The following is a 26112-nucleotide window of genomic DNA, read 5'->3' as shown; positions in this document are numbered from 1 at the left end:
AAATGACACAAGAATCGCACGATATCGTCGAGCAACTGGATTCCCTGTTCGAACGCTTCAACAAAAGCGATGAACCCGGCCTCGTCGTGGCCATGGCGCATCGAGGCGAAGTCCTCTACCGGCGAGGCTTCGGCATGGCAAGCCTGGAACACGGCGTAGCCAATACGCCGGCCACACGCTTGCGCATCGGCTCGACGAGCAAACACTTCACCTGCCTCGCCGCGCTCCTGCTCGCCGAAGACGGCAAGCTCGACATCGACGCCGGGATTCGCACGTACCTGCCTGAACTGCCGCTGCTGGCAGGCGACCCCAGCTTGCGCCAGCTGATGACGCATACAGGAGGCTACCGCTGCTATCTCGACCTCACGCTGCTCGCGCAAGGCGTCGCGACGCTGCCGCGCGGCGGCACGCTGGCGGCCGAAATCCGGCAACGCGACGTCAATTTCCCGCCGGGCGAGCGGATGATCTATTGCAACGGCGGATATCACCTGCTGTCGCTCGCGATCGAGCGGGTCAGCGGCATCCCCTTCGAGACCTTTCTGAAGGATCGCATCTTCGATGTGATGGGCATGGTCGACACGGAGTCGGTCGCCGACGACATGCGCATCCGCCCGCGCATGGCGACCCAGCATGTGCCGGATGGAAAAGGCGGATTCACGCGCGGCCTCTTTCCGTCGTGGGAAGTGCTCGGTGAAGGCGGGATCGTGTCGACGGTCGACGACATGCTGCGCTGGCTCGCGCATCTGCGCGGCCCCAAGCGTGTCGGCAGCGAAGCAAGCTGGCGCCAGATGCTGACGAAGCCGCACTATTCGAGCGGCGCGGAAGGCGTCTACACCCTCGGGTTGATGCTCACACCCCACCGCGACGTGGAGGTGCTGCACCATGCCGGCGGTGTGTTCGGTGGCAGCTGTCAGATGTTGACCGTGGCCAAGCACGCACTGGACGTCATCATTCTCACCAACGGCGCGGCAGCCAATGTGGTTGAACTGGCTACGCAGATCGTCGATATCGTGCTGGGCGATGCCATCCTCGGCGCGAAGCCTGCCGCGCCCCTGCAAACTGCCGGGCACGAAACCTTGCTCGGCAAGTACCACTCGCGTGCGTCCGGGACGTATTGCGTGATCGGCGATCACGACGGGAAAATCAACGCGAGCTTTCATAACGTCCAACAGATGCCCCTGACGCTCATCGAGACGGAAGCCGGATTGCGGGTCGACGAAGGGACAGGCGGAACGCTGCTGATCAAACCTTGCGCGTCGACGGCAGCGGCACGCGTAACGGCGATCGAGCTGGTGGACTGCGGTCACGCGGAGACGCTCGAGCGCCTGCCCGATCACGCACCGTCGCTCTCCGATGCGTCGGCAGGTCTGGCGGGCACGTATCACGGTCACGATGCCGCGGCACGTGCGACGATCGCCGTGACGAACGGTGAACTCACCCTGACCATGCACGGCGTCGCAGGCAGCGTCGGCTACCGGCTGGAGCCCGTAGCCGACGACATTTTCACGTTCGACCCTGCCGGTCAGCTGGCCGTCATGCGCGGCGTCTTGACGGTGGAACGCTCGGGTAACGAGGTGACGCGCTTTCGCATCGACACGTCGCGCACGCGCAACCTGACCTTCATGCGCGAGAGGTGTGATTCATAGACATCGCGCCACTTCCTGGTGCGACGTTTTCGTTGCGCGGTGGGGTTCGCCGAGGGTGCTGTCGACGCGCCATTCGCAGTGCCGAATCCACTCCCTCGTTTCGTCGTTTGCAATAGTCCGACCACCCGCATCGTACCGATGCGGGTGGAGCAGGATCACTTCGCCTGCGACTGCCTGATCAGGTCGGCTGCCTTTTCGCCGATCATGATGGCCGGCGCATTGGTATTCCCGGACACGACGTCCGGCATGATGGACGCGTCGGCCACGCGAAGACCGGTCAAACCTCGAACGCGCAGCTCCGGATCGACGACGGCATCGGCACCCACGCCCATCTTGCATGTGCCGGCCATGTGGTGATACGTCACACATGCACGACGCACGTACTCGCGCAGCGCGGCAGGATCGTCCCCGGCCGGGCCCGGCAACACCTCGCGCGCACGCCATTCGTCAAATGCGGGCCGGTTGCCGATGTCACGGCAGATCTGAACCGCTTTCGCGAGACGCTCCAGGTCCGACTGCTCCGAAAGATAGCGAGGATCGAGAAGGGGCGCCGCAGCAGGATCGCCGGATGCGAGACGAATCTCGCCGCGGCTCGCCGGACGAACCAGGCCCGCGCACAGCGTCCACGCATTTGCCGGGCCGTCGAAACCCGGCGCATAGTACGGGATGTGCATGAACAGCGGCTGCAGGTCCGGACCGATGCGGCGCGCGTCACTGCGACAGAACAACTGCGACTCGAGCAGGTTGTTCCGCGGTGCCGGGATCGGCCTGGACGCCTCGAAGATCACGCCGCAAAGAAGGTGATCCTGAAGGTTCTTCCCGACACCGGGCAGGTGATGCGTTGCACGGATTCCGACGCGCGCGAGTTCGTCCGCCGGACCGATACCCGACAGCAGCAGAAGCTGCGGGCTGGCGATTGCGCCGCCACTGACGATCACCTCGCTGTCGGCCATCGCATCGATGACCGACGCCCCGTCGTAGTAGCGAACGCCGACGCAGCGGTCGCCCATGAGAATCAGCTTTTCGACGCGTGCGCCGGTTTTGACCGTCAGGTTCGCACGATCGCGAGCGGGCGACAGAAACGCCCGCGCGGTCGATTGGCGTACGCCGTCCTTGATCGTGAGATGGCAATAGCCTGCGCCGTCGATTGCCTCTCCGTTGCAGTCGTCGTTGCGCGCGAATCCCGCCTGTACCGCAGCTTCGATCGCGGCTTCGCAAATCGGATTGGGATCGCGATTTCGCGATACGTGCAACGGGCCGCCCACGCCGTGATACCGGTCTTCGCCGCCTTCATGATCTTCCGACATGCGGAAATACGGCAACACGGACTCATAGTCCCAGCCGAGGCAGCCCTGATACGCCCAGGCGTCGTAGTCGCTGCGGTGTCCGCGCACGTAGATCATGCCGTTGATCGCACTGGAGCCGCCGAGCGTACGGCCTCGCGGCCAGTAATGCGATCGCCCGGCGGTATGCGCTTGCGGCACCGTGTAGTAAGCGTAGTCCACCGGAGTATTCCACAGGGACGGCCAACCGCCCGGCGCCGCGATATTGGGATCTTCATCCCGCGGCCCGGCCTCCAGCAGCAGCACGCGGACTCGCGAATCCTCGCTCAATCGCGCTGCAATCACACAACCGGAGGAACCCGCGCCAACAACGATGTAGTCGTATGCATTCATGGTTTCGTACCCTTGACCGAAGGTCTGGACAATCGGCGTGCAATCGCACGATCAGAAGAAATGCGCAACCCGGACATTGAAGCGTTGCGTCTCGAGCGGGCCGTTCTCGGTTGAGGTCTGGCGGCCGTAGAGCGCGATGATTTGCCAGGTTTTCGTGGGAAACCATGCTGCCCCCACGAGAAAGCTGGGTGTCGATTGCCGGTTGGCCTGGGACACGCCGGCAATGGTCTGATTGCCGCCGAAGACGTATGAACCGCCGACCCGCAGATCGACGCTGCTCGTGAGCTGGTACCGCAACCAGCCCTGCGCCTGAAACAGGGGCGACTCCGTCATCGTCGCACCGGTCGCGCCGAAATTGTGGTTCGGCGTGAATGCGGTGGCGTCCGCTGCAAGGTCGAGGATCACCTTGGGCGCGACGGGCGTGATGAAGCCGGCCTGCAGCGCGAACTTCCACCGGTTTTCGCCGAGATTGATGCCTCGATTGCGGTCATAGCTGCCGGTCGGTGCGTAGATGAACGGCGTGATGCCCAGGAACGTGTTCGACTCGGGACGGTTGACGACCCAGACCGTAGCGGCAAAGATCGCATCGCCGAGGCCGGTATTGTTCCCGAGGGCGGACATCTGGTTCGTCCCGCCGACGTGGCCGAACGGAATCAGCACCTGCGGATCAATGGTGAATCCGCCGACCGACATGAAGTGGATGAAACGCGCGATGCCGATGTCCTGGGTAATGTTGCCTCCGGCGACCCGCGAACCGTTGGCATAGATCCGCGTATCCTCCGCGTGCTGATAGTACAGCGCACCGATATTCGCGCCGGCGGGCAAAGCCGTATAGTCCCCTGCATCGATATTGATCGCCGAGGCCAACGTCGGGAAGGTAGCCGCCATCGCAAGCGCAGCCAGCTTCCGCGCACGTGGATTGCCGGACAAGCGCGCAAGGCGAGGCGCTCGAATACCTGCCTGGTTTTTCTTCAAGATCGTCTCCTGGATAAGCGTCGGCCATATGATTTGGCCGTCCAGCCCAGTCTAGGATTCCTGATCATTCTCTTTCGGCGTTCAGTGCAGACGTTGCATCAATGCGTGCAAATTCGTCCCCACACCACGCCCTTTTCACGTTGTGCCTGTAACGGACGTGCCGCGTTACCCGGGTTCCGGTGCATTTCGACATGTCATCCGGTAGACGCCGGGGCTGCATCCGAATCGCGCCTTGAACAACCGCCCGAAGTGCGTCATGTCCGAAAAGCCGCACATCACCGCCAGCTCGAGCAGATTGCGGTTCGTGTCGGCCGGATCCGAGAGCGCCCGCCTGCTCGCTTGCAGCCGATATTCCTGAATCAACCCCTGGGGTGTCTGGCTGGTCGCGGCCAGTGCGCCGTAGAGCGTACGTCTCGACACGTTCAGTGCACTGGCAAGTCGGTCCGGCGTCAGGTCGGGGTCGCTGTAGTGGTGCGCGAGATAGATTTCGGCGTTCATGCGCAGGGATGCACTTCGCGCGCCGGCCCGGTTGAGCGCGTCGCCGGCCTCGCGGCGCATGACGGAATCGAGCAGCATCAACGTCGACTGCTCGAAACCGAACAGGCTTTCCGGATCGTCGGGTACCTGCCCGTCCATCAGATACCGGATGGACTGCAACGCAAGATGTGCATTGCCGACGGTCCGGCGTACCTGCGTATCCGCACGATCGACGAACCACCGCCACATCGTGCTGCTCCTCGGCGGCGCAAGCGCGGCAACGAACCTCGACGCATCCGCGCACTCGATCGAGTACGCCTGCGTCGCATCGTAGACAACCCACTCTCCCGGATTGACGGTCGATGTCCTGTTTCTTTGCGTCACGCGACTTTGCCCGGCGATCTGAAACAGGATCTTGTAACAGTCGCTCTCGGCGCGCGCCGCAAGCGCCCGGTCGCGTTCCACCCGGATCGACGAGGTATCGACTTCCGCCACGCGGATCCCGCCCGCCACGGCAATACGCACCGACATCCGGAAAAGCGGGCCTGTATCTCGAAGCGCCAGCGGCAGGAAACTGTCCGAGATCAGATCTCGCAGATTTGCGCCGCTGCTGCTCTCGCCAACAACGATTTCGTGTGCCATTGCAGGGTGAATAGAGTCTACGAAAACCTTGACCGACGCGTGGATCCGCATGAGTCGTGAAACCGCGCGCGAAGGCGCCCGCATATCGGGAACGCTGCCGGCTCTTCGAAGCCGCCCTGCGGCAACGTCGTCGAGTGCGGGAACGCGTAGCGAATGACCGGCGGATGAAGTGCACAACGAAACAGCGCATCTCCGTCATCGACATTGCCAACGGTACGTTTTGAATTCGGGGTGAAAACGGGAAAAACATCCGGTGCGCGCCGTCTCGGGCTGCACGGACGCCCTTTCGCCACATCGACCGGATGCAGTGCATTTTTTTGATGACCGACCGGCCGGTCAATGATGGTTTGTACCGAGACATTCGCGACGATCTTCCCCGCATCGGCAACGATGCCGCGAAGCATGCGTTGCTCGTCGCCACGATGTGCACGCTGAAGCCAAAAGTGTGCACGCAACGTCGATTCGGGTTCGACGCACGTACCTAGAATCGAAGTGCGGTCGACCCGGCACCCGCCTCATGTCGAGGCCCTGCTCCGTGGCGCATTCCCGGCCAGTCGAACCGCAAGCGCCGGCTCAAAAACCATAGCGAACCATCCAGAATCAGCAAGGAGATACCCACCGAAGATCGGGACGGCAAGCGTGCGCGCAACCGGACGGAGCCGACGGATGCCGCTTGCACGATCGTGGGCAAAAACGATGTCCGATAAAACTTTCGATTACGTCATCATTGGCGCCGGTTCGGCCGGCTGCACCATTGCAACCAACCTCGTCGAGCGCCGCAAGGGAACCGTCTTGCTGATCGAGGCAGGCGGTCACGACAAAGACCTGTTCATTCACATGCCCGGCGGCCTCGGCAAGGCCATCCCCCGCTATACGTGGCCCTACGCCGCCGAACCGTCGCAGGACGTGAATGGTCGATCCATCGCGGTTCCGCAGGGCCGCGTGCTCGGCGGATCCAGTTCCGTCAACGGCATGCTCTACGTGCGCGGACACCGGAACGACTACGACCGGTGGGAGACGGAATTCGGCTGCAAGGGCTGGGGCGCCGATGAAATGCTGCGTTACTTCGCCAAGGCGGAGAACAACGAATCGCTGACCGTTCCGCACCATGGAAACGACGGACACCTGAAAGTCACCGAGATTCGCTATCGGCATCCGCTCTCGCAGGCGTTCGTGCGAGCCGGTCAACAGATGGGACTCGAATACCTGACCGACTACAACGGCGACCGACAGGAAGGTGTCGGGTTCTATCAGGCCACCATCTTCAATGGCGAGCGCGGCTCCACCGCAGCGACCTATCTCAAGGCAATCAGAAACCACGCCGGGTTCAAGCTTGAAGTCGATGCGCTGGTCGAGCGCATCGAAATCGAAGGCGGCCGCGCGACCGGCGTGACCTATCGTCAAGGCAACCGGCAGGTGACCGTGCATGCTCGTGCTGAGGTGATCGTGACCGCGGGCGCGATCGGTTCGCCGAAGATCCTGCAGCTGTCCGGCATCGGACCGCGCCGTGACCTCGAAAATGCGGGGGTTCGAGTCAAGCACGTGCTGCCGGTCGGCGAGAATTTTCACGACCACATGCACACGTCGGTCAATGCGACCATCAAGACGCCGATCTCGCTCTATGGCCAGGACCGGGGGCTGCGGGCACTCAAGCATGGTCTCCAATGGATGCTGTTCCGTTCCGGACTCCTCACCTCTCCGGTACTCGAAGGATTCGCATTCGTCGACACGTGCAACCAGGGGCAGCCGGACGTCCAGTTTCACTTCCTGCCGGTCATCGATGCGTTCGACGATCCATTCGGCGTGACCAAGGGCCGGACCCACGGCATCACCATCAAGACGGGGCACCTTCAACCACATTCCCGCGGCCGCGTGACGATCAGGTCGTCGAACCCGGCGGATCTTCCGCGGATCGACGGGCGTTACCTGTCCGATCGCCGGGACGTCGACGGCCAGGTTCGCGCCACGAAACTGGCACTCAGGATGCTTCAGCAGCCGGCGCTCGCAGCGCATGTCGACGAAGTCTTCTCGCCGACCTGCATTCCCGACGACACCGCAGCGATCGAAGACTGGGTGCGTGGCGCCGCCAAGACGGTCTATCACCCCGTCGGCACATGCCGAATGGGGATGGAACCCGCGTCTTCCGTAGTCGATACGCAGCTGCGCGTACACGGTATCGCAGGGCTTCGCGTGGCCGACAGCTCGACGATGCCCAGTATCCCGAGCGGTAATACGAACGCACCGACGATCGCACTGGCCGAGAAGGCATCCGACCTGATCTCGAATGCGTCGCGTTAACGCTTGCCGATCAAATTGCTCCCGGAGGTGAACAGATGGCGCTGGTCCAGATGCTTGATGAAGTCAAACGATTCCTTGCACGCGAACATGGGCACTACATCGGTGGCCAGCCCGTCGCGGGACAAGGCAGTGAACGTATCGAAGTCCGGTGCCCGGCCACGCTTGCCGTGGTCGGCTCCGTCGCGCAGGCCTCGGACGACGATATCGAGGCCGCCATTGCGTCGTCCCATGAAGCGTTCAGGGAGGGCTGGGCCCGCTTCTCCCCTGCTGAACGAGAGCGCGTCCTGCTGCGATTCGCGGATCTGATCGAAGCGCATGGCGGGGAAATCGCGCAGATCGAAACGGCACAGTCGGGCAAGCTCATCACGTTGTCCCGAATCATCGAGGTAGGCTGGTCCGCTCGCTGGCTGCGGTACTACGCGGGTTGGGCCACGAAAATTGCCGGCGAAACGATTACGCCGTCCTATCCGAGCATGAACGGCGAGCGCTATACGTCTTTCACGCGGCGGGAGCCGCTGGGCGTTGTCTTCGGCATCATCCCGTGGAATTTCCCGGTCATGATTCCGGTGTGGAAATTCGGTGCGGCGCTCGCGACCGGCAACACGGTGATCATCAAGTCTTCGGAATTTTCGCCGCTGACGATGCTGCGCATCGCGGAACTCGGCACCGAGGCGGGGCTGCCACCCGGCACGCTCAACGTCATCAACGGCACGGGCCGAATCGGCGCAAAAGTCATTTCGGACCCTCGCGTCGCCAAGGTCTCGTTCACGGGCTCGGTTCCGACCGGACGCGTCATCGGCGAAGAGGCCGTCAAGGCCAACTTCACCCGCTTTACGCTCGAGCTCGGCGGCAAGAACGCCGCGGCGTTCCTTCCGGATACGCCGGTCGACAAGATTCTCGATGGAGTCTTCGAGGCGGGGTTTCTGCACAGCGGCCAAGTCTGTGCTTCGGCGGAACGTTTCTTCGTCCATCGCTCGCAATTCGACGAGGTCATCGAGAAGCTCGGTGCGCGCATGGATGGCATCGGGCCGTCCGATCCGATGGACGATGCGGGATTGATCGGGCCGGTATGCAACGAGCCGCACTTCAGGAAGTGCCTTGCCGCGTTCGAACGGGCAAAGGCCGAGGGCGACGACATCGTCACGGGCGGCGATGCATACCGGCGCGACGGACTCTACATCAAGCCGACGGTCATCTTGCCGAAGTCCCTGCAGTCGAGCTCATACCGTCAGGAGATTTTCGGCCCGGTCGGCACGTTCGTGCCGTTCGATGACGACGACGAACTGATCGCGATGATGAACGACTCGGCTTTCGGCCTGACCGCGAGCCTCTGGACGAATGATCTGGCGAAAGCCCTTCGATACGTTCCTCGTATCGAGGCGGGCACCGTGTGGGTCAACATGCACACGCTGGTCGATCCTGCCGTGCCGTTCGGCGGCGCAAAGGGATCCGGCGTCGGTCGCGAGTACGGTTCGTCGTTCATCGACGCCTACACCGAACTGAAGTCCGTCACCATTCGCCTCTGATCGCCGGGCGCCGTCTGTGCGATTCGACGACATGTCGTCCGGCGCCGCTCCCGGACGACAAACGCATCCGATGCCACGCCGCAAAAACAAAAAACCCGCGAGTGCTGGGCTTCTCGCGGGCTTTCGTGCCTTCATCGAATCGCGCTGAAAGCGATCGTGGTGCCGGGGACCGGACTTGAACCGGCAAGCCAATTAAGGCGGCGGATTTTCGTCACACTGCTTCTTTCAAAGCCGGCGTCGCGTGCGCGATGCCGTTCGTGCGCTGGACTATGCCTTCGCCGTCGCGCGCGGGCGTACTTGCTGCCCGTGCGCCTTAGGCGCCCCCCGTCTAGTCTCTACACCTTCCTCGCGGATACCGCGAGGCTTGGCTCGGCGTTGCCTCGATGCGCGCATCAGGGGTTTCGCCGAATTTGAAGGGTTCTGCACCGACCGTTTCCGGGCGGGCACTCAATCGTTTAAGTCCGCTATGTTTACCAATTTCATCACCCCGGCAAGAGGGCGGACGCGATTCTACCATTGCTTGCGCATGCGTTCCCTTATTCTGCGGCACCGCATCGCGACACCCCCCACCGCTGCCCGGCATCATCATTCGTCATCGACGCCGGCACACCGCCGCCAACGATTTCCTCCCGCGCCGCAACATCCCCGATACAATCGAGTCCGCGTCGTCCGACGGATCTATCCGTCAGACGTTTGTGTCGTGCTTTTTGCGAAACAAGCGTCGCTTGCGTCATCGCGAAGTCACAAACGTTTTCGATAATTTTCCGGCCGAAAACGTTTACATCGCATGACTTCATGACCTCGACCATCAAGGACGTCGCTGCCCTCGCGGGCTTCTCGATCGCCACCGTCTCGCGCGCGATCAATGCACCGCATACCGTCAGCCCCGCCACGCTGCAAACCATCCGCACCGCGATCGACACGCTGCAGTTTCGCCCGAGCCCGCTCGGCCGGCAATTGCGCGGCGAGCGCACGCGCCTCGTCGGTGTCGTCGTGCCGACGTTGTCGAACCCCGTGTTCGCCGACTGCCTGCTAGGCATCGACGAGCTCGCGACCGCGGCCGGCTTCAAGCTGATCCTGATGACGACCGAATACGACGCGGCGCGCGAGCGTCACGCGATCGAGACGCTGCGCGAGCAGCGCGTCGAAGGGCTGATCCTCACTGTTGCCGACGCGGACACGCACCCGCTGCTCGACATGCTCGATCGCGACGGCCCGCACTACGTGCTGATGCACAACGACACGCAGCGCCGCCCGTCGGTGTCGGTCGACAACCGCCGCGCCGCCTACGACGGCGTGCGGCTGCTGACCGCGCGCGGTCACCGCCGCGTGCTGATGCTGGCCGGCTCGCTCGCCGCGTCGGATCGCGCACGGCAGCGTCATCTCGGTTATGCGCAGGCACTCGAGGAAAGCGGCGTCGCCACGCTGCCGCCGGTCGAAGTCGACTTCAACGCACCCGAGCTGCCCGATGCGGTGCTCGCGCATCTCACCGCGCACGCAACGCGCCCGACCGCCCTCTTCTGCAGCAACGACCTGCTCGCGATGGTCGTGATGCGCGGCCTGCGCCGCGCGGGCTTCTCGATCCCGGACGACCTGTCGGTGCTCGGCTTCGACGGGATCGCGATCGGCGAACTGCTCGCGCCGCCGCTGGCGAGCGTCGCGACGCCGAACCGTGACATCGGCCGCCACGCATGGCAGCGTCTCGTCGAATGCATCGGCGGCGCAGCGATCGAACGCACGTCGCTGATCCTGCCGCACGTGGTGCGCGACGGCGCGACGGTCGCCCCGCCGGCCACCGACCTGCAATTGCGCAAGGCCTGAACACGCGCGCCGCGCCACCAAACACGCACACAACCACACCACCCCAGCGCCTCACCCTCGCCCGGAGACCTACCGTGTCCTTTCGCCTGACCTCGCTGCTGCGCGCGCTTGCCGCGCCGCTCGCTTGCGCCGCGCTCATCGCCGGCGCGCCCGCCGCCCACGCCGACGAAACGGCGATCTGCTACAACTGCCCGCCCGAATGGGCCGACTGGGCCGCGCAGATCGCGGCGATCAAGCAGAAGACCGGCATCCGCGTGCCGTTCGACAACAAGAACTCGGGCCAGTCGATCGCGCAGCTGATCGCCGAGCAGAAGAGCCCGGTCGCCGACGTCGTCTACCTCGGCGTGTCGTCGGCGTTCCAGGCGAAGGACAAGGGCGTGATCGCGCCGTACAAGCCCGCGCACTGGAACGACATCCCCGCGAACCTGAAGGACCCGCAAGGCTACTGGTTCGCGATCCACTCGGGCACGCTCGGCTTCTTCGTGAACAAGGACGCGCTCGACGGCAAGCCGGTGCCGCGCTCGTGGGCCGATCTGCTGAAGCCGGAATACAAGGGCATGGTCGGCTATCTCGATCCGTCGAGTGCGTTCGTCGGCTATGCGGGCGCGGTCGCCGTGAACCAGGCGCTCGGCGGCAGCCTCGACAACTTCAAGCCGGCACTCGACTGGTTCAGGAAGCTGAAGTCGAACGCACCGATCGTGCCGAAGCAAACCGCGTATGCGCGCGTGCTGTCGGGTGAGATTCCGATCCTGCTCGACTACGACTTCGACGCGTATCGCGCGAAGTACAAGGACAACGCGAACGTCGAGTTCGTGATTCCGAAGGAGGGCACGATCGCGGTGCCGTACGTGATGAGTCTCGTGAAGGGCGCGCCGCACGACGCGAACGGCAAGAAGGTGCTCGACTTCGTGCTGTCCGACGAAGGCCAGAAGCTGTGGGCCAACGCGTACCTGCGCCCGGTACGCGCACAGACGCTCGGCGCCGACATCGCGTCGAAGTTCCTGCCGGCGAGCGAATACGCACGCGCGAAATCGGTCGACTTCGGCAAGATGGCGGCCGGTCAGCAGGCATTCGGCCAGCAATACCTGCAGGTGATGCAGTAAGCAGGACGCAACCGATGCTCGACCTGACTTTTCCGCTGCGCTGGCGCGTCGCGCTCGTCGCGCCGGCGCTCGCGGTATTCGCCGCCTTCTGGCTGCTGCCGATGGCGGCACTCGTGCAGGTGTCCGCCGACGGCGCGTTCTTCTCGCACTACGCGGCGCTGCTCGGCAATGCGCGCTACATGAAGAGCCTCGGCGAGACCGTCGCGCTGTCCGCGGGCGTCACGCTCGCGACGCTCGCGCTGTCGACGATCTCGGGCCTCCTGCTCGCGCGCCGCGAATTCGCGGGCAAGCGCGTGCTGCTCGCGCTGCTCACGTTCCCGCTCGCGTTCCCGGGCGTCGTCGTCGGCTTCATGGTGATCATGCTTGCCGGCCGCCAGGGCCTGATCGGCATGCTGTCCGCGAAGCTCACCGGCGACAAGTGGGTATTCGCGTACTCGGTCGCCGGGCTGTTCATCGGCTACCTGTACTTCTCGATTCCGCGCGTGATCGTCACCGTGATCGCGGCCGCGTCGAAGCTCGACGCATCGCTCGAGGAAGCCGCGCGTTCGCTCGGCGCATCGCCGTGGCGCATCTTCGTCGACATCGTGCTGCCCGCGCTCACTCCGGGCCTGATCGCGGCCGGCGCGATCTGCTTCGCGACCGCGATGGGCGCGTTCGGCACCGCGTTCACGCTCGCCACCGACCTGAACGTGCTGCCGATGACGATCTATACCGAGTTCACGCTGAACGCGAACATCGCGACGGCGGCCGGCCTGTCGATCGTGCTCGGCATCGTCACCTGGGCCGTGCTCGCGCTCGCGCGCCGCTTCACCGGCCACACCGCCGCCGCCGCGGCCTGAGGATTCCTGCATGCAATCGCTTTCCGGCTCTTCCGCGCCGTCGCCGGCCCCCGCTCCCGCGCAGGCGAACGGCGTCGCCCGCCGCGCGCCGCGTGTCACCGGCGCGCGCGCGATCGCCGCGCTGCAATGGGGCGTCACGCTGCTGCTGTGCGCGTTCCTGATCGTGCCCGTCGTGATGTCGGTGCTCGCGGGCCTCACCGTCAACTATTTCCGCGGCCTGTCGAGCGGCCTCACGCTGCGCTGGCTCGAACAGGTGTGGCAGCAGTATCACGGCTCGATCGCACTGTCGCTTTACGTCGCGTTCGCGACGCTCGCAATCGTGCTCGTCGTCGGCGTGCCGGCCGGCTATGCGCTCGCGCGCAGCAAGAGCCGTGTCGCGCGTGCGATCGAGGAGGCGCTGGTGCTGCCCGTCGCGCTGCCCGGCCTCGCGTCGGCGCTCGCGCTGCTGGTCGTCTACGGCGGCTTCACCGCGTTCCGGATGAGCTTGTGGTTCATCGTCGTCGGCCACGTCGTGTTCACGCTGCCGTTCATGGTGCGCGCGGTCGCGGCCGTCGCGGCCGGCGCCGACCTGCGCACGCTCGAGGAAGGCGCGGCCAGCCTCGGTGCGTCGTTCGTCACGCGCTTCGTCACGATCGTGCTGCCGAACCTGCGCCCCGGCATCGTCGCGGGCGCGCTCGCGGTGCTCACGCTGTCGATCGGCGAATTCAACCTCACGTGGATGCTGCATACGCCCGACACCAAGACGCTGCCCGTCGGGCTCGCCGATACGTATGCGTCGCTGCGCCTCGAAGTCGGCAGCGCGTACACGATCCTGTTCCTGCTGATGACGCTGCCGCTGCTGGTCGCGATGCAGTGGCTCGGCGTCGATCCGTCCGGCACGCGCGCGCTCAAGAAGCGTCCGCGCTGAATTTCTCGCAGACATGAAACTCGATTCCACCCCCATCACCCTGACCCGCTGTGCGAAAACGTTCCGCGGCACCCGCGTGCTCGAACCGCTCGACCTGTCGATCGGCGCGGGCGAAACGCTCGTGCTGCTCGGGCCGTCGGGCTGCGGCAAGACTACGACGCTGCGCCTGATCGCGGGCCTCGATACGCCGGACGCCGGCGGCACGATCGCGTTCGGCAATGACGACGTGACCGCGCTGCCGATCGAGCGCCGGCAGGTCGGCATGGTGTTCCAGAACTACGCGCTGTTTCCTAACCTGACGGTGCGCGGCAACGTCGGCTACGGGCTGAAGATCCGCAAGACCGAGCCGCGCGCGCTGCGCGAGCGTGTCGACGAGCTGCTCGCGATGATGCGGCTCGACGCGCATGCGGACAAGCCGATCGACCAGTTGTCGGGCGGCCAGCGCCAGCGCGTCGCGCTGGCCCGCGCGCTGGCGGTGCGGCCTCGCGTGCTGTTGCTCGACGAGCCGCTGACCGCGCTCGACGCGAAGCTGCGCGACACGCTGCGTCGCGAGATGAATACGCTGCTGCGCGAACTCGGCGTGACGACGGTCTACGTGACGCACGACCAGGCCGAAGCGATGGAGCTCGGCGACCGGATCGTCGTGATGGGCGCGGGCCGCATCGAGCAGATCGGCACGCCGCGCGACATCTACTACCACCCGGCGAACCGCACGGTCGCGCAGTTCATCGGCACGCTGAACCGGCTCGCCGGGCAATGGCGCGACGGCACGCTGGTAACCACGGGCGGCGCGATCGCGACGCCGCATGCGGCCGACGAGTGGTTCTTCCGCCCCGAGGATGCGCAACTCGCCGATCCCGCGCATGCGCCGTTGCGCGGCGCGGTCAGTGCGTGCGCGTTCCTCGGCGAGCGCACGCGGCTCACGATCGAGCACGCGGCCCCCGACGCGCTCGTGATCGACGTGCCGGGCCGGATCGCGCTCGCGCGCGGGACGGCGGTCGGCCTCGCGATCGCATCGGAAGGGCTGATCGCGCTCGGCGCGTAATCCGTCATTCCGGCATTATTCATGCAGCACCCCACCGCGGCGCACGACGCCGCGACAACAATCAGACAATTCCGAGGAACGACGATGCTGCTTGCTCAAATCAGCGATCTCCACATCAAGCGTCCGGGACAGCTCGCGTACCGGCGCGTCGACACCGCGGCCGCGCTCACGCGCTGCATCGAAAAACTGAACGCACTCGTGCCGCGCCCCGACGCGGTGCTCGTCACCGGCGACCTGACCGACTTCGGCCACGATGAAGAGTACGGCAACCTGCGCGGGCTGCTCGCAGCGCTCGAGATTCCGTACTACCTGATGATCGGCAATCACGACGACCGCGCCGGGTTGCGCCGCGCGTTCGCCGACCGCGCGGAGCTGCAGGAGGGTGAATTCGTGCAGTACGCGCTCGACGTCGGCGCGGTGCGCGTGCTGGCGCTCGATTCGCAGGTACCCGGTGCCAGCTACGGTGACCTGTGCGATGCACGGCTCGCGTGGCTCGCCGCGCAGCTCGACGCCGCGCGCGACCGGCCCGTGATCGTCGCGCTGCATCACCCGCCGTTCGCGGCGGGCATCGGCCACATGGACAAGCTGCGCCTCACGCCCGCCGCTTCCGCGAAACTCGATGCGCTGCTGCGCGGCCATCCGAACGTCGAGCGCGTGCTGTGCGGTCACGTGCATCGCACGATGTTCACGCGCTTCGGCGGCACGCTCGCAGCCGCGGTGCCGTCGCCCGCGCATCAGGTCGCATTCGACCTGCGGACCGATGCACCCTCCGCATTCCGGCTCGAACCGCCGGCGTTCGCGGTGCATCGCTATGTGCCCGATGAGGGGATGACGTCGCATCACGTGTATATCGATGAAGGTGCCGGGCCTTATCCGTTTTATGAACCGACGGGCGAACTGGTCGACTGACGGGTTGAAGCACGCACGATGACGGGCAGCGGCCGGCCGGTTATGCCGGTTTGGCCGATTTGCCCCCGTCCGGCAGGATTCACGTCGCTCCGGTATGATCGGCAGCCTCGACCGGCACCCCGCCCGCCTGCGCACCCGATGCGTGCGCCGCGCGCCGCGCCGCCCCACTTCCGTCCGCGCAGCCATGTCCACCGCCTCCACCGACCGTCCGACCGACGCCGCCTCGCCTCACTATTCGCGCAGCCTGCTGTTGCTGCTCGCGACGATCGCGGGCGTGTCCGTCGCGAACATCTATTACAACCAGCCGCTGCTCGACAGCTTCCGCTCGGCGTTTCCCGACGGCGCTTCGTGGATCGGCGCGGTACCGACCGCGACGCAGCTCGGCTATGCGGCCGGCATGTTCCTGCTCGCGCCGCTCGGCGACCGCTTCGACCGCCGCGGGCTGATCCTGATGCAGATCGCCGGCCTGTCGGTCGCGCTGATCGTCGCGGCCACCGCGCCGTCGCTGGCCGTGCTCGCCGTCGCGAGCCTCGCGATCGGCGTACTCGCGACCATCGCGCAACAGGCCGTGCCGTTCGCCGCCGAGATCGCGCCGCCGGCCGAACGCGGGCATGCGGTCGGCACCGTGATGAGCGGCCTGCTGCTCGGCATCCTGCTCGCGCGAACGGCCGCCGGCTTCGTCGCCGAGTATTTCGGCTGGCGCGCGGTGTTCGCCGCGTCGGTCGCGGCGCTCGTCGCGCTCGCCGCCGTGATCGTGCTGCGGCTGCCGCGCAGTTCGCCGACGTCGACGCTGTCATACGGCAAGCTGCTCGGCTCGATGTGGCATCTGGCGGTCGAATTGCGCGGGCTGCGCGAGGCATCGCTGACGGGCGCCGCGCTGTTCGCGGCATTCAGCGCGTTCTGGCCCGTGCTCACGCTGCTGCTCGCCGGCGCGCCGTTCCATCTCGGCCCGCAGGCGGCCGGCCTGTTCGGGATCGTCGGTGCGGCGGGCGCGCTCGCGGCACCGTATGCGGGCCGCTTCGCGGACAAGCGCGGCCCGCGCGCGATCATCTCGCTCGCGATTGCGCTGCTCGCGCTGTCGTTCGTGATCTTCGCGCTGTCGGGCTCGAGCCTCGTCGGGCTCGTGATCGGCGTGATCGTGCTGGACGTCGGCGTGCAGGCCGCGCAGATCTCGAACCAGTCGCGCATCTATGCGCTGAAACCCGAGGCACGCAGCCGCGTCAACACGGTGTACATGGTGTGCTATTTCATCGGCGGCGCACTCGGCTCGTCGGCCGGCGTCGCCGCATGGCACGCGTTCGGCTGGATCGGGATGTGCGCAACCGGGCTGGTGTTCACCGCGCTCGGGGCCTGGTTCCACCATCGCGGCGGCCGGCGCAACTGAGCGCGACCGGCCACGGCCGCGTCACGTTTCGGCGCGGGGCGCGGCCGGTCCGGCGACGGGTGGCGGGGCAAACGCGGGGGCCGGTTCAACGATGGGCGGCGTAGCGAACGCGGGTGCCGGTTCAGCGATGGGCGGCATGGCGAACGCCGGCGCCGGATCAACGACCGCGGCAGGATCCATCACGGCAGCCGGCGTCGGCACCGCCAGCGGAACGGCGGAAGGCGCGAGGATCGGCGCCGCATCCGGCATCTCGATCTGCTCGGGGGTCGATACAGCCTCCGCCGTCGACGCGGCTGCCGCGGCCGCCGAACTGGCGGCTGCCGCACGCGCCGCGGGCCGGCGCGCCGGATCGAACACGAACGACAGCCCGACGCTGCCGAGGATCGCGACGGTCGCGACCACGGTCGCCATCGTCACCGGCTCGCCGAGCAGCAGCGCACCGAGCGCGACCGCGACGATCGGGTTCACGTACATGCAGCTGCTCGCGATGATCGGGCTCGTGTGGCGGATCAGGTAGCCGTACGCGACGTACGCGGCCATCGTGCAGAACACCATCAGGTACAGGAACGCGAACACCGGCCCCACCATCACGTGCTCGATGCGCTCGCCGATCAGCCAGGCAACGAGCGTCGAGATCATGCCGCCGAGGCCGATCTGCAGCGACGTGGACAGGAACAGGTCGGACGGCAGCTTGAGCCGCGTCGCGAGATGCGCGCCGCCGGCCCAGAACAGTGCGCCGGCCAGCACGCAGATCGTGCCGAGCGCCGAATTCTGCGCGGCCGCGCCGCCCGAGTTCAGCACGACGATGCCGACCATCCCGAGCGCGACGGCGCCCCACTCGCCTTTCGTGACCGGCCGCCCGGCGACCGCCGCGATCACGGTCGCGAACAGCGGCACCGTGGCCACCATCACCGCGGCCGAGCCGCTGCTGACCGAGCTGATCCCGAGCGCGATCGTGCCGGACGACAGCGCGACGAGCATCGTGCCGACGATCCCCGCATTGCGGATTTCGAGCAGCGTCGGCCATTCGGGCTTGCGCCGCAGCGCGAAGATGAACAGGCCGATCCCGCCGAGCAGGTTGCGCAACCCCGACAGCAGCAGCGGCGGGAACGACTGCAGCGCGAAGTGCAGGCCGCTGTAGGTCGAACCCCAGACGAAATAGATGAAGACGAGCGCCAGCGCCACGCGGCCGCCGCGGCTTTGCGGCAGGCGGATCCGGAACGAGAAGCGGGCGAAGAAATCGAGGAGACGGTCGAGCGGCGTCATTGCGCAGCCTGCCCGCACGTCACGCCGCGTGCTCCGCTGAAAGACGCCGGCGATGCCGGCAAACGGCCCTGGCGGGACCGGGAAGGCAGAGCGAACGTGCGGAACGACATGGCAGTGCGAACGGCGACGAAAGAGAACCGGCAAGCGGCGGCAGAGGGGCAAAAAAAACGCGCGCAACCGTTTCGGCTGCGCACGCTCGGCATTATGGCATCAAGGATTCGAAAGCATCGTCAGACCTGTCTGAAAGGATCACGAATGATGTTTCCGCGCGACATTTTCCGGCCGGCGGGCGCGTGAAATCGGGGGCCGGATACGCCGCGCGCCTGCGTTGACGGCGCCGGCTCCGCCCGCCATCCACGGCAATCCGTCGCGATCGAACCAGGCATCGGCCGAACGGCCAGTCCTGCACGCCGGCCAGCGCTCCCCCCTTATCGTGACGGTTCGCTCACGCATCTCCTGCCCTGCGTGACCTTCCTTCGACATCCGCACTTTCCATACAAAATTTTGTATAATCCAACCATTCTTTCGCCGAAGCCCGTTGTTTTCGTCGGCAGCGCGCTGGACGATCTTCGCAGCTTCCCGCTGCCCGCGCGACGCGAAGCCGGCCACCAGATCGACCAGGTGCAACGCGGCCTGGCACCCGACGACTGGAAGCCGATGCGCACCGTCGGCGTCGGCGTGCGGGAAATTCGCCTGCGCGATGCGAGCGGTGCGTTCCGGATCATTTACGTCGCGACATTCGCCGACGCCGTCTACGTGCTGCACTGCTTCCGGAAGCAATCGGCGCGCACGACCAGGGCCGATATCGAACTGGCCGCCCGGCGCTATCGCGCGCTGACGATGGAGAGGAAACGATGACCAACGAACGTTATTCAAGCGTCTGGGACGCAATCGAGGGCCAGCCGGCCGAAGCCGAGAACATGAAGCTGCGATCCGAACTGATGATCGCGCTCAAGCAGCGCATCGCGCAGCTCGAACTCAGCCAGGCCCAGGCCGCAAAACAGCTGGGGGTCACGCAGCCGCGCGTCTCCGACCTGATGCGGGGCAAGATCAACCTGTTCGGGCTCGACGCGCTCGTGAACATGGCGGCGGCCGTCGGCCTGCGCGTCGATCTCCAGGTACGCGAATCCGCGTGATGCGTCACCCGCGATAGCCGGCGCATCGCGGCACGCGCATGCGCCGCCACCGCATGCCACGCACCGCTACCGCTCACGATCCGCCGAACCAGTTGTACCCCTGGTCGACCCAGTAGCCACCCGGAAACGTATCGGTCACGAAGATCTCCATGATGTGCTTCGGGTTCTTGTAGCCGAGCTTGGTCGGCATCCGCAGCTTCATCGGGAAGCCGAATTCCGGCGGCAACCGATGGCCGTCGTAGTCGAACGCGAGCAGCGTCTGCGGATGCAGCGCGGTCGGCATGTCGATGCTCTCGTAGTAATCGTCCGCGCACTTGAAGCCGACGTATTTCGCCCGTGTATCGGCACCGGCGCGTGCGAGAAACGCGCCGAACGGCGTGCCGCCCCAGCGGCCGATCGCGCTCCACCCTTCCACGCAGATATGCCGCGTGATCTGTTCCGCATGCGGCAGCGCATACAGTTCATCGAGCGTCCACACGCGCTTGCCCGTCACGCGGCCGGACAGCACGAGCCGATACGTCGACGCATCGACGTGCGGCACGTCGTCGATCCCGTAGTACGCGTTGAACGGGAACGGTCGCGTGATGTCGGCTTCGGTGTAGGTCGGCGCGAGCCGCTCGCCGCTGAACAGCCACGCCTGCACGCGGTCGTTCATGCGCGACACTGTCTCGAGGAACGTGTTGACCGACGCGTCGTCCTTCAGCGTGCAGCCGGTCAGCATCGTCAGGCCGCCGAGCGTCAGCACGCGCCGGTTGAACAGCCGCCGCGACGGCATCTCGAGCTCGCGGCGCACGTCGAGTTCGAGCGACTTCCGGTCGAGCGTCCAGCGCGAACCGTCGCGCTTGTATTCGGATTCCGACATGATGATTTCCTTCACCCGAAGTTGACGGGTCAGCGCCCGCGCAGCATCGCGAGCAGCGAGCGCGGCACCAGCAGCGCCATCGCGACGTGAACGACGACGAATGCGACGAGCAGCGACATCGCCCAAAAGTGCACGACACGCGCGTTGTCGTAGCCGCCGAACAATTCGCGCAGCAGCGGGAATTGCACGGATTTCCAGATCGTGAGCCCCGACAGCACCAGCACGACGAGATCGACGATCGCGGTCAGGTACGCGGCACGCTGCACCGCGTTGTAGACGCTCAGGTCGTCGTGCGACAGCCGCCCGCCCAGTGCGGCACGGATGTCGCGCCAGATCGACGCCGGCGTGACGGGCAGCATCTTGCGCGCGAGGCGCCCCGTCGCGATCGACATCGCGAGGTAGAACAGCCCGTTGCCGACCAGCAGCCACATTGCCGCGAAATGCCATTGCAGCGCGCCGCCGAGCCAGCCGCCCAGCGTGATGCCGTGCGGAAACACGAACGGCGGATAGATTGGCGACGCGTCGTAGATGCGCCAGCCGGACAGCACCATCAGGATCGCCGCGAGTGCGTTGAGCCAATGGCTCGCACGCACCCACAACGGATGGATCGGGCGCGCGGGCGGCGTGGCGGCCGCGCGCCCGGTAGCGGGAACGGTTTGCATGATGAAGACTCCCGGAATGAGTCGATGGGACCCGATGCGGGCGGGCGGCCGTCGTGCGACGCACGTGCCGGCCGCGCCGCGCCTGCCTTCCGTCAGTTCGACGGCGCCATCTTGTCGCCCGACGACGGTTTGCCCATCGCGTCGTGCCCCATCGCGTCCTTCTTCATCGCGTCCTTCTTCATCGCGTCCTTCTTCATCGCGTCTTTCTTCATCGCATGCTTCTTCATGCCGTCCTTCTTCATCGCGTCATGGCCCATCGCATCCTTGGCCATCGCGTCGTGGCCCATCGCGTCCTTCGACATCGACGAACCTGGCTGCGACATCGCGTCGTTCTGCGCATACGCGCCCGTGGCGATCGTGGCAAAAGCGGCGACGCAGGCGGCAATCAGTACTTTTTTCATGACATCTCTCCAAAACATGGGTTTAAGGAGCCGAATAGACGGACGACGTCGCGGGAAATGACAGCCGCTGCGAAATATTTTTTTGAAGTTGCGCGAAAGCGCGTCATGCTGCACCGCTCCGCCGCTGCCGGCCAAGCCGTGGGGCCATGCGGCGGCGACACGCGCTGCCATTTCGACGGGCCATCGCACCGCCCGCCATGCTGCGGCCGCACCGGGGCAGCCGATCCTCTCCCGGTTGAAACCGCCGCCAAGCCAGTGTATCGTGTGCGCTGCTAACGCGGGGGTCCTGCAATGCGCTCGGTCAAACAACCGGCATTGCGGGTGAGAAATACCCTTTGAACCTGATCTGGATAATGCCAGCGCAGGGAAGCGTACGGATTTCGCCGCCATCCTTCTGACGAAATCCGCCGCCTCACCAAGCCTCGTCTCCTGCTTAGCTCGAGCCCCACATACGTCAAGGGCTCCGGGCAAGCGCCGAAGCGCCTGTCCGGCGCTCACACAGGAGATTGCATGAACGCCAATCCGAAGTTTCTGTCCGCCGACGCTCATGTCGATGCCGCGGCCGTCGCCCCGCTGCCGAATTCCCGCAAGGTTTATGTAACCGGCTCACAGCCCGACATCCGCGTGCCGATGCGTGAAATCACGCAGGCCGACACGCCGACCGGCTTCGGCGGCGAAAAGAACCCGCCGATCTACGTGTACGACACGTCGGGCCCCTACACCGATCCGGAAGCGAAGATCGACATCCGCGCAGGCCTGGCCGCGCTGCGTCAGGGCTGGATCGAGGCACGCGCCGACACCGAAGTCCTCGGCGGCCTGTCGAGCCAGTACGGCCTCGAGCGCGCGGCCGATCCGGCCACCGCCGACCTGCGGTTCCCGGGCCTGCACCGCAACCCGCGCCGCGCGCAGGCCGGCAAGAACGTCACGCAGATGCACTACGCGCGTCAGGGCATCATCACGCCGGAAATGGAATACATCGCGATCCGCGAGAACCAGCGCCGTGCCGAGTACCTCGAGAGCCTGAAGGCAAGCGGCCCGAACGGCGCGAAGCTCGCCGCGATGATGGGCCGCCAGCACCCGGGCCAGGCGTTCGGCGCAGCAGCCTTCGGCGCGAACGCGCCGGCCGAGATCACGCCGGAATTCGTGCGCTCGGAAGTGGCGTGCGGCCGCGCGATCATCCCCGCGAACATCAACCACCCGGAATCCGAGCCGATGATCATCGGCCGCAACTTCCTCGTGAAGATCAACGCGAACATCGGCAACTCGGCCGTCACGTCGTCGATCGGCGAGGAAGTCGACAAGATGACGTGGGCGATCCGCTGGGGCGGCGACACGGTGATGGACCTGTCGACCGGCAAGCACATCCATGAAACGCGCGAGTGGATCATCCGCAACAGCCCGGTGCCGATCGGCACGGTGCCGATCTATCAGGCGCTCGAGAAGGTCAACGGCAAGGCTGAAGACCTGACCTGGGAAATCTTCCGCGACACGCTGATCGAACAGGCCGAGCAAGGCGTCGACTACTTCACGATCCACGCGGGCGTGCGCCTGCAGTACGTGCCGCTCACCGCGAACCGGATGACCGGCATCGTGTCGCGCGGCGGCTCGATCATGGCGAAGTGGTGCCTCGCGCATCACAAGGAAAGCTTCCTGTACGAACACTTCGAAGAGATCTGCGAGATCATGAAGGCGTACGACGTGAGCTTCTCGCTCGGCGACGGCCTGCGCCCCGGCTCGATCTACGACGCGAACGACGAAGCGCAGCTCGGCGAACTGAAGACGCTCGGCGAGCTCACGCAGATCGCATGGAAGCACGACGTGCAGGTGATGATCGAAGGCCCCGGCCACGTGCCGATGCAGCTGATCAAGGAGAACATGGATCTCCAGCTCGACTGGTGCAAGGAAGCGCCGTTCTACACGCTCGGGCCGCTGACCACCGACATCGCACCGGGCTACGACCACATCACGTCGGGCATCGGCGCCGCGATGATCGGCTGGTTCGGCACCGCGATGCTGTGCTACGTGACGCCGAAGGAGCACCTCGGCCTGCCGAACAAGGACGACGTGAAGGAAGGCATCATCACGTACAAGCTCGCCGCGCACGCCGCCGACCTCGCAAAGGGTCACCCGGGCGCGCAGGTGCGCGACAACGCGCTGTCGAAGGCGCGCTTCGAGTTCCGCTGGGAAGACCAGTTCAACATCGGTCTCGATCCGGACAAGGCGCGCGAATTCCACGACGAAACGCTGCCGAAGGATTCCGCAAAGGTCGCGCACTTCTGCTCGATGTGCGGCCCGCACTTCTGCTCGATGAAGATCACGCAGGACGTGCGTGAGTTCGCGGCGCAGCAGGGCGTGTCGGAAACCGAAGCGCTGAAGAAGGGGATGGAAGTGAAGGCGGTCGAGTTCGTCAAGACCGGCGCCGAAATCTATCACCGTCAATAAGCGAACACGCGATCCGGTGATCCGCACCGGATCACCTCGCGATGCACGAAGCCCGCTTTCGAGCGGGCTTTTTTGCGCATGTCGCGTGCCTGCCGGTGCACGGGTAAACCACCGGAAACAATTCATTACGAAACCGCGAGAGCCTTAACAAGTCCTTACAGCAGCGCCGGGGGACGGCGCGTAGATTGGGTTCATGCGCGGCCGCCGGCCGGTCGCGTGTCCTCCGTTCACAACCGCAAGGACAACGATCATGAATTCGATACGGCGTATTGGGATATGCGCGCTGCTCGTCGCGACCGTGGCCAGCCTGTCGGCCTGTGACTCGATGACGAGACGCCAGCGCGACACGGCAATCGGTGCGGGTGTCGGCGGCGTCGCCGGCGCGGCAATCGGCGGCAGTGCGCTGTCGACGCTGGGCGGCGCAGCGGCCGGCGGCATCATCGGTAACCAGGTCGGCAAGTAAGCGGCGCAGCGCGCCGCGATGGTCAGCCAGACGGCGTTTCCGCGGTGCGGAAGCGCCGTTTTCGCATGCGGCGCCGCAACGTGGCCGGCAGCCGGTGCGGAAATGATCCGTTACCGTTTTGCACACCGTGTCATCGGCGCGCGGCCTAAGCTTAAGCATCTGCCGATTGCCGGCTCCGCCGGAGAGACATCATGAACAGGACCCTCGTCGCCGCGGCGCTCGCCTGCGTGACGCTCGCCGGCTGCTACTACCCGTACGGCTACTATCCTGGCGGCTATTACACGGCAGCCCCGGTGCAGCCTGCCCCCGTCTACGTCGATCCCGGCCCCGCCTATTACTATCCGGCACCTGCCTATGCGCCCGCGTGGGGCGGCTATTGGGGACCGGCGGTTTCGCTCAATTTCGGCTTCGGAGGACGCGGCGGCTGGCACCATCACTGATCGGGCACGACCGCCGGCAGGCGGCCGCACCGCGCCGGCCACCGGCGACATTCCCGTTTCTTGCCATTTCATCGAAACGTGAAACGACGGCGTGGTACCGGGGTGTAAGATTCTCTGCATCCCGTCCCCGCCCTTCACGATCGATGTCGCCCAAAAACGCCCTTCTGCTGACCGTGCTCGCTGCCCTGTGGGGTGCGTCGTTCCTGTTTATCCGGATCGGCGTCGTCGATCTGGGCGTCGCGCCGCTAATGGCGTTGCGGGTAGGCATCGGCGCGCTGTTTCTCGCCGGCTTCGCGCTCACGCGCTTCAAACCCGCCGATCTCGGCGCCCGGCTGCGCCGTCATGCGTGGCCGCTGTTTGTCGTCGGCGCGCTGAACTCGGGCATCCCGTTCTGCCTGTTCGCGTTCGCCGAACTGACGCTGTCGGCCGGCGTGACGTCGGTGATCAACGCGACGACGCCGCTCTGGGGCGCGCTCGTGGCCTACCTGTGGCTGAAGGACAAGCTGTCGCTGCCGCGCGCGCTCGGCCTCGTGATCGGTTTCGCCGGCGTGCTCACGCTCGTGTGGAACCAGATCGCGAATGCGCACGGCGAAACGGGCGCCACCGCGACCGCGCTCGCCGCCGCCGCGGCGCTCGGCGCGACGCTGCTGTACGGCATCGCGGCCAATTACACGAAGCGCAAGTTGACCGGCGTCGATCCGCTCGTCAACGCGACCGGCAGCATGATCGGCTCGACCATCCTGCTGCTGCCGTTCGCGATCGCCACCTGGCCAGCCGCGCCGGTCAGCGCGCACGCGTGGGGCTCGGTGCTCGCACTCGGCGTCGCCTGCACGGGCATCGCCTATTTCATCTACTTCTACCTGATCGCGCACGTCGGCCCCGCCCGCGCGATTACCGTGACGTTCGTGATCCCCGTGTTCGGCCTGCTGTGGGGCGCGCTGTTCCTCGGCGAACACGTGTCGGCCGTGATGATCGAAGGCTGCGCGATCGTGCTCGTCGGCACCGCGCTCGCGACCGGCGTGATCAAGCGGATTCCCGGGATCCGGCCGCGCAGCGGCGAAGCGACCTGACGATACATTCGGGTGCACGCGTCGCCATCGGTCGCGCCGTGATGCGTGACGACCGGGCGCCGACTGTTCACCGCCCCACCGCGGGCGCTGCCGCAGCACGGCCGGCGTTCCTCTGACGGCGA

At 65.8% G+C, this 26112-nt stretch carries 25 protein-coding genes and 1 riboswitch; of the genes, 17 read left to right on the top strand and 8 right to left on the bottom strand.

From position 1 onward, the window contains the following. Positions 1 to 2: 2 nt before the first annotated feature. Complete coding sequence (locus BCO18175_RS18915) at positions 3 to 1646, top strand: serine hydrolase domain-containing protein (RefSeq protein WP_174983137.1); 1644 nt, start codon at positions 3 to 5, stop codon at positions 1644 to 1646. A gap of 155 nt (positions 1647 to 1801) precedes the next feature. Here BCO18175_RS18915 and BCO18175_RS18910 read toward each other — a convergent pair whose 3' ends face one another. The 4 genes from BCO18175_RS18910 to BCO18175_RS18895 all read right to left on the bottom strand — a co-directional run bounded on the left by BCO18175_RS18910 (position 1802) and on the right by BCO18175_RS18895 (position 5820). Beyond that, the gene (locus BCO18175_RS18910; RefSeq protein ID WP_174983135.1) at positions 1802 to 3322 is read right to left on the bottom strand and encodes a GMC family oxidoreductase; all 1521 of its coding nucleotides are present in this window, start codon (positions 3320 to 3322) and stop codon (positions 1802 to 1804) included. 51 nt (positions 3323 to 3373) lie between these two features. Next, positions 3374 to 4297 (bottom strand): transporter, encoded by a 924-nt coding sequence (locus BCO18175_RS18905; RefSeq protein WP_254608123.1) that lies wholly within the window; start codon positions 4295 to 4297, stop codon positions 3374 to 3376. Between the two features lie 165 nt (positions 4298 to 4462). After that, positions 4463 to 5416, bottom strand: coding sequence for a helix-turn-helix domain-containing protein (locus tag BCO18175_RS18900; RefSeq protein ID WP_174983134.1), 954 nt, complete (start codon positions 5414 to 5416; stop codon positions 4463 to 4465). 17 nt (positions 5417 to 5433) lie between these two features. Then, the gene (locus tag BCO18175_RS18895) at positions 5434 to 5820 is read right to left on the bottom strand and encodes a hypothetical protein (protein ID WP_174983132.1); all 387 of its coding nucleotides are present in this window, start codon (positions 5818 to 5820) and stop codon (positions 5434 to 5436) included. 292 nt (positions 5821 to 6112) lie between these two features. On the opposite strand from BCO18175_RS18895, the gene BCO18175_RS18890 reads away from it, so the two are divergent. The 9 genes from BCO18175_RS18890 to BCO18175_RS18850 all read left to right on the top strand — a co-directional run bounded on the left by BCO18175_RS18890 (position 6113) and on the right by BCO18175_RS18850 (position 17248). Beyond that, positions 6113 to 7714 (top strand): GMC family oxidoreductase, encoded by a 1602-nt coding sequence (locus BCO18175_RS18890; RefSeq protein ID WP_174983130.1) that lies wholly within the window; start codon positions 6113 to 6115, stop codon positions 7712 to 7714. Positions 7715 to 7749: 35 nt separating this feature from the next. Further along, complete coding sequence (locus tag BCO18175_RS18885; protein ID WP_174983128.1) at positions 7750 to 9240, top strand: aldehyde dehydrogenase family protein; 1491 nt, start codon at positions 7750 to 7752, stop codon at positions 9238 to 9240. 795 nt (positions 9241 to 10035) lie between these two features. Next, on the top strand, positions 10036 to 11061 hold the full coding sequence (locus BCO18175_RS18880; protein WP_174969519.1) for a LacI family DNA-binding transcriptional regulator: 1026 nt from the start codon (positions 10036 to 10038) through the stop codon (positions 11059 to 11061). A 74-nt stretch (positions 11062 to 11135) separates the two neighbouring features. Continuing rightward, complete coding sequence (locus BCO18175_RS18875; protein WP_174983126.1) at positions 11136 to 12164, top strand: ABC transporter substrate-binding protein; 1029 nt, start codon at positions 11136 to 11138, stop codon at positions 12162 to 12164. 14 nt (positions 12165 to 12178) lie between these two features. Further along, positions 12179 to 13003: an ABC transporter permease gene (locus BCO18175_RS18870; protein ID WP_174983124.1), complete on the top strand. Its 825-nt coding sequence runs from the start codon at positions 12179 to 12181 to the stop codon at positions 13001 to 13003. A gap of 10 nt (positions 13004 to 13013) precedes the next feature. Beyond that, positions 13014 to 13910, top strand: a complete 897-nt coding sequence (locus tag BCO18175_RS18865) for an ABC transporter permease (RefSeq protein ID WP_174969521.1) — start codon at positions 13014 to 13016, stop codon at positions 13908 to 13910. A gap of 13 nt (positions 13911 to 13923) precedes the next feature. Beyond that, positions 13924 to 14955 (top strand): ABC transporter ATP-binding protein, encoded by a 1032-nt coding sequence (locus BCO18175_RS18860; RefSeq protein ID WP_174983123.1) that lies wholly within the window; start codon positions 13924 to 13926, stop codon positions 14953 to 14955. Between the two features lie 84 nt (positions 14956 to 15039). Further along, the gene (locus BCO18175_RS18855; RefSeq protein ID WP_174983121.1) at positions 15040 to 15864 is read left to right on the top strand and encodes a phosphodiesterase; all 825 of its coding nucleotides are present in this window, start codon (positions 15040 to 15042) and stop codon (positions 15862 to 15864) included. Positions 15865 to 16048: 184 nt separating this feature from the next. Continuing rightward, positions 16049 to 17248 (top strand): MFS transporter, encoded by a 1200-nt coding sequence (locus BCO18175_RS18850; RefSeq protein WP_174983120.1) that lies wholly within the window; start codon positions 16049 to 16051, stop codon positions 17246 to 17248. Between the two features lie 21 nt (positions 17249 to 17269). On the opposite strand, the gene BCO18175_RS18845 is transcribed toward BCO18175_RS18850, so the two are convergent. Beyond that, positions 17270 to 18514, bottom strand: coding sequence for an EamA family transporter (locus BCO18175_RS18845; protein ID WP_174983118.1), 1245 nt, complete (start codon positions 18512 to 18514; stop codon positions 17270 to 17272). A gap of 108 nt (positions 18515 to 18622) precedes the next feature. Between BCO18175_RS18845 and BCO18175_RS18840 the strand changes: the two genes are divergently transcribed. From BCO18175_RS18840 to BCO18175_RS18830, 3 genes are all read left to right on the top strand, one after another. Beyond that, on the top strand, positions 18623 to 18811 hold the full coding sequence (locus tag BCO18175_RS18840) for a hypothetical protein (RefSeq protein WP_174982955.1): 189 nt from the start codon (positions 18623 to 18625) through the stop codon (positions 18809 to 18811). A 207-nt stretch (positions 18812 to 19018) separates the two neighbouring features. Then, complete coding sequence (locus BCO18175_RS18835) at positions 19019 to 19372, top strand: type II toxin-antitoxin system RelE/ParE family toxin (protein WP_174983117.1); 354 nt, start codon at positions 19019 to 19021, stop codon at positions 19370 to 19372. Next, a complete protein-coding gene (locus BCO18175_RS18830) occupies positions 19369 to 19650 on the top strand; it encodes a helix-turn-helix domain-containing protein (RefSeq protein WP_043182145.1) in 282 nt (93 codons plus the stop codon). The genes BCO18175_RS18835 and BCO18175_RS18830 overlap by 4 nt, the downstream gene beginning before the upstream one ends. A 73-nt stretch (positions 19651 to 19723) precedes the next feature. On the opposite strand, the gene BCO18175_RS18825 is transcribed toward BCO18175_RS18830, so the two are convergent. The 3 genes from BCO18175_RS18825 to BCO18175_RS18815 form a co-directional block, all read right to left on the bottom strand. Continuing rightward, positions 19724 to 20512, bottom strand: coding sequence for a molybdopterin-dependent oxidoreductase (locus tag BCO18175_RS18825; protein WP_174915192.1), 789 nt, complete (start codon positions 20510 to 20512; stop codon positions 19724 to 19726). A gap of 29 nt (positions 20513 to 20541) precedes the next feature. Then, positions 20542 to 21174, bottom strand: coding sequence for a cytochrome b/b6 domain-containing protein (locus BCO18175_RS18820; protein WP_174983115.1), 633 nt, complete (start codon positions 21172 to 21174; stop codon positions 20542 to 20544). Positions 21175 to 21266: 92 nt separating this feature from the next. After that, complete coding sequence (locus BCO18175_RS18815) at positions 21267 to 21575, bottom strand: pentapeptide MXKDX repeat protein (protein ID WP_174983114.1); 309 nt, start codon at positions 21573 to 21575, stop codon at positions 21267 to 21269. A gap of 269 nt (positions 21576 to 21844) precedes the next feature. Continuing rightward, positions 21845 to 21961, top strand: a riboswitch (TPP riboswitch). A gap of 124 nt (positions 21962 to 22085) precedes the next feature. Between BCO18175_RS18815 and thiC the strand changes: the two genes are divergently transcribed. The 4 genes from thiC (at position 22086) to BCO18175_RS18795 (ending at position 25990) form a co-directional block, all read left to right on the top strand. Continuing rightward, positions 22086 to 24017: a phosphomethylpyrimidine synthase ThiC gene (gene thiC / locus BCO18175_RS18810; protein WP_174969529.1), complete on the top strand. Its 1932-nt coding sequence runs from the start codon at positions 22086 to 22088 to the stop codon at positions 24015 to 24017. A 250-nt stretch (positions 24018 to 24267) separates the two neighbouring features. Beyond that, entirely contained in the window at positions 24268 to 24480 is a 213-nt protein-coding gene (locus tag BCO18175_RS18805; RefSeq protein ID WP_174915189.1) for a glycine zipper 2TM domain-containing protein, read from the top strand. A 191-nt stretch (positions 24481 to 24671) separates the two neighbouring features. Next, positions 24672 to 24920 carry a hypothetical protein gene (locus tag BCO18175_RS18800; protein WP_174915188.1) on the top strand — a complete coding sequence of 83 codons (249 nt, stop codon included), beginning with the start codon at positions 24672 to 24674 and terminating at the stop codon, positions 24918 to 24920. Positions 24921 to 25063: 143 nt separating this feature from the next. After that, positions 25064 to 25990, top strand: coding sequence for a DMT family transporter (locus tag BCO18175_RS18795; RefSeq protein ID WP_174983112.1), 927 nt, complete (start codon positions 25064 to 25066; stop codon positions 25988 to 25990). Positions 25991 to 26112 lie beyond the last annotated feature (122 nt).

It is taken from the genome of Burkholderia lata, assembly GCF_902499335.1.
Lineage (GTDB): Bacteria > Pseudomonadota > Gammaproteobacteria > Burkholderiales > Burkholderiaceae > Burkholderia > Burkholderia lata_B.
The sequence above is the reverse complement of the archived record's forward strand: the minus strand, read 5'-3'. Positions and strand labels throughout refer to the sequence as shown.

Bases quoted from the DNA above. Each gene is read 5' to 3' on its own strand.
- BCO18175_RS18845 (WP_174983118.1), bottom strand. From the start codon at position 18,514: ATGACGCCGCTCGACCGTCTCCTCGATTTCTTCGCCCGCTTCTCGTTC.
- BCO18175_RS18910 (WP_174983135.1), bottom strand. From the start codon at position 3,322: ATGAATGCATACGACTACATCGTTGTTGGCGCGGGTTCCTCCGGTTGT.
- BCO18175_RS18825 (WP_174915192.1), bottom strand. From the start codon at position 20,512: ATGTCGGAATCCGAATACAAGCGCGACGGTTCGCGCTGGACGCTCGAC.
- BCO18175_RS18805 (WP_174915189.1), top strand. From the start codon at position 24,268: ATGAATTCGATACGGCGTATTGGGATATGCGCGCTGCTCGTCGCGACC.
- thiC (WP_174969529.1), top strand. From the start codon at position 22,086: ATGAACGCCAATCCGAAGTTTCTGTCCGCCGACGCTCATGTCGATGCC.
- BCO18175_RS18850 (WP_174983120.1), top strand. From the start codon at position 16,049: ATGTCCACCGCCTCCACCGACCGTCCGACCGACGCCGCCTCGCCTCAC.
- BCO18175_RS18855 (WP_174983121.1), top strand. From the start codon at position 15,040: ATGCTGCTTGCTCAAATCAGCGATCTCCACATCAAGCGTCCGGGACAG.
- BCO18175_RS18830 (WP_043182145.1), top strand. From the start codon at position 19,369: ATGACCAACGAACGTTATTCAAGCGTCTGGGACGCAATCGAGGGCCAG.
- BCO18175_RS18870 (WP_174983124.1), top strand. From the start codon at position 12,179: ATGCTCGACCTGACTTTTCCGCTGCGCTGGCGCGTCGCGCTCGTCGCG.
- BCO18175_RS18795 (WP_174983112.1), top strand. From the start codon at position 25,064: ATGTCGCCCAAAAACGCCCTTCTGCTGACCGTGCTCGCTGCCCTGTGG.
- BCO18175_RS18840 (WP_174982955.1), top strand. From the start codon at position 18,623: ATGGCAGTGCGAACGGCGACGAAAGAGAACCGGCAAGCGGCGGCAGAG.
- BCO18175_RS18890 (WP_174983130.1), top strand. From the start codon at position 6,113: ATGTCCGATAAAACTTTCGATTACGTCATCATTGGCGCCGGTTCGGCC.
- BCO18175_RS18915 (WP_174983137.1), top strand. From the start codon at position 3: ATGACACAAGAATCGCACGATATCGTCGAGCAACTGGATTCCCTGTTC.
- BCO18175_RS18800 (WP_174915188.1), top strand. From the start codon at position 24,672: ATGAACAGGACCCTCGTCGCCGCGGCGCTCGCCTGCGTGACGCTCGCC.
- BCO18175_RS18880 (WP_174969519.1), top strand. From the start codon at position 10,036: ATGACCTCGACCATCAAGGACGTCGCTGCCCTCGCGGGCTTCTCGATC.
- BCO18175_RS18895 (WP_174983132.1), bottom strand. From the start codon at position 5,820: ATGCTTCGCGGCATCGTTGCCGATGCGGGGAAGATCGTCGCGAATGTC.
- BCO18175_RS18815 (WP_174983114.1), bottom strand. From the start codon at position 21,575: ATGAAAAAAGTACTGATTGCCGCCTGCGTCGCCGCTTTTGCCACGATC.
- BCO18175_RS18900 (WP_174983134.1), bottom strand. From the start codon at position 5,416: ATGGCACACGAAATCGTTGTTGGCGAGAGCAGCAGCGGCGCAAATCTG.
- BCO18175_RS18865 (WP_174969521.1), top strand. From the start codon at position 13,014: ATGCAATCGCTTTCCGGCTCTTCCGCGCCGTCGCCGGCCCCCGCTCCC.
- BCO18175_RS18860 (WP_174983123.1), top strand. From the start codon at position 13,924: ATGAAACTCGATTCCACCCCCATCACCCTGACCCGCTGTGCGAAAACG.
- BCO18175_RS18885 (WP_174983128.1), top strand. From the start codon at position 7,750: ATGGCGCTGGTCCAGATGCTTGATGAAGTCAAACGATTCCTTGCACGC.
- BCO18175_RS18820 (WP_174983115.1), bottom strand. From the start codon at position 21,174: ATGCAAACCGTTCCCGCTACCGGGCGCGCGGCCGCCACGCCGCCCGCG.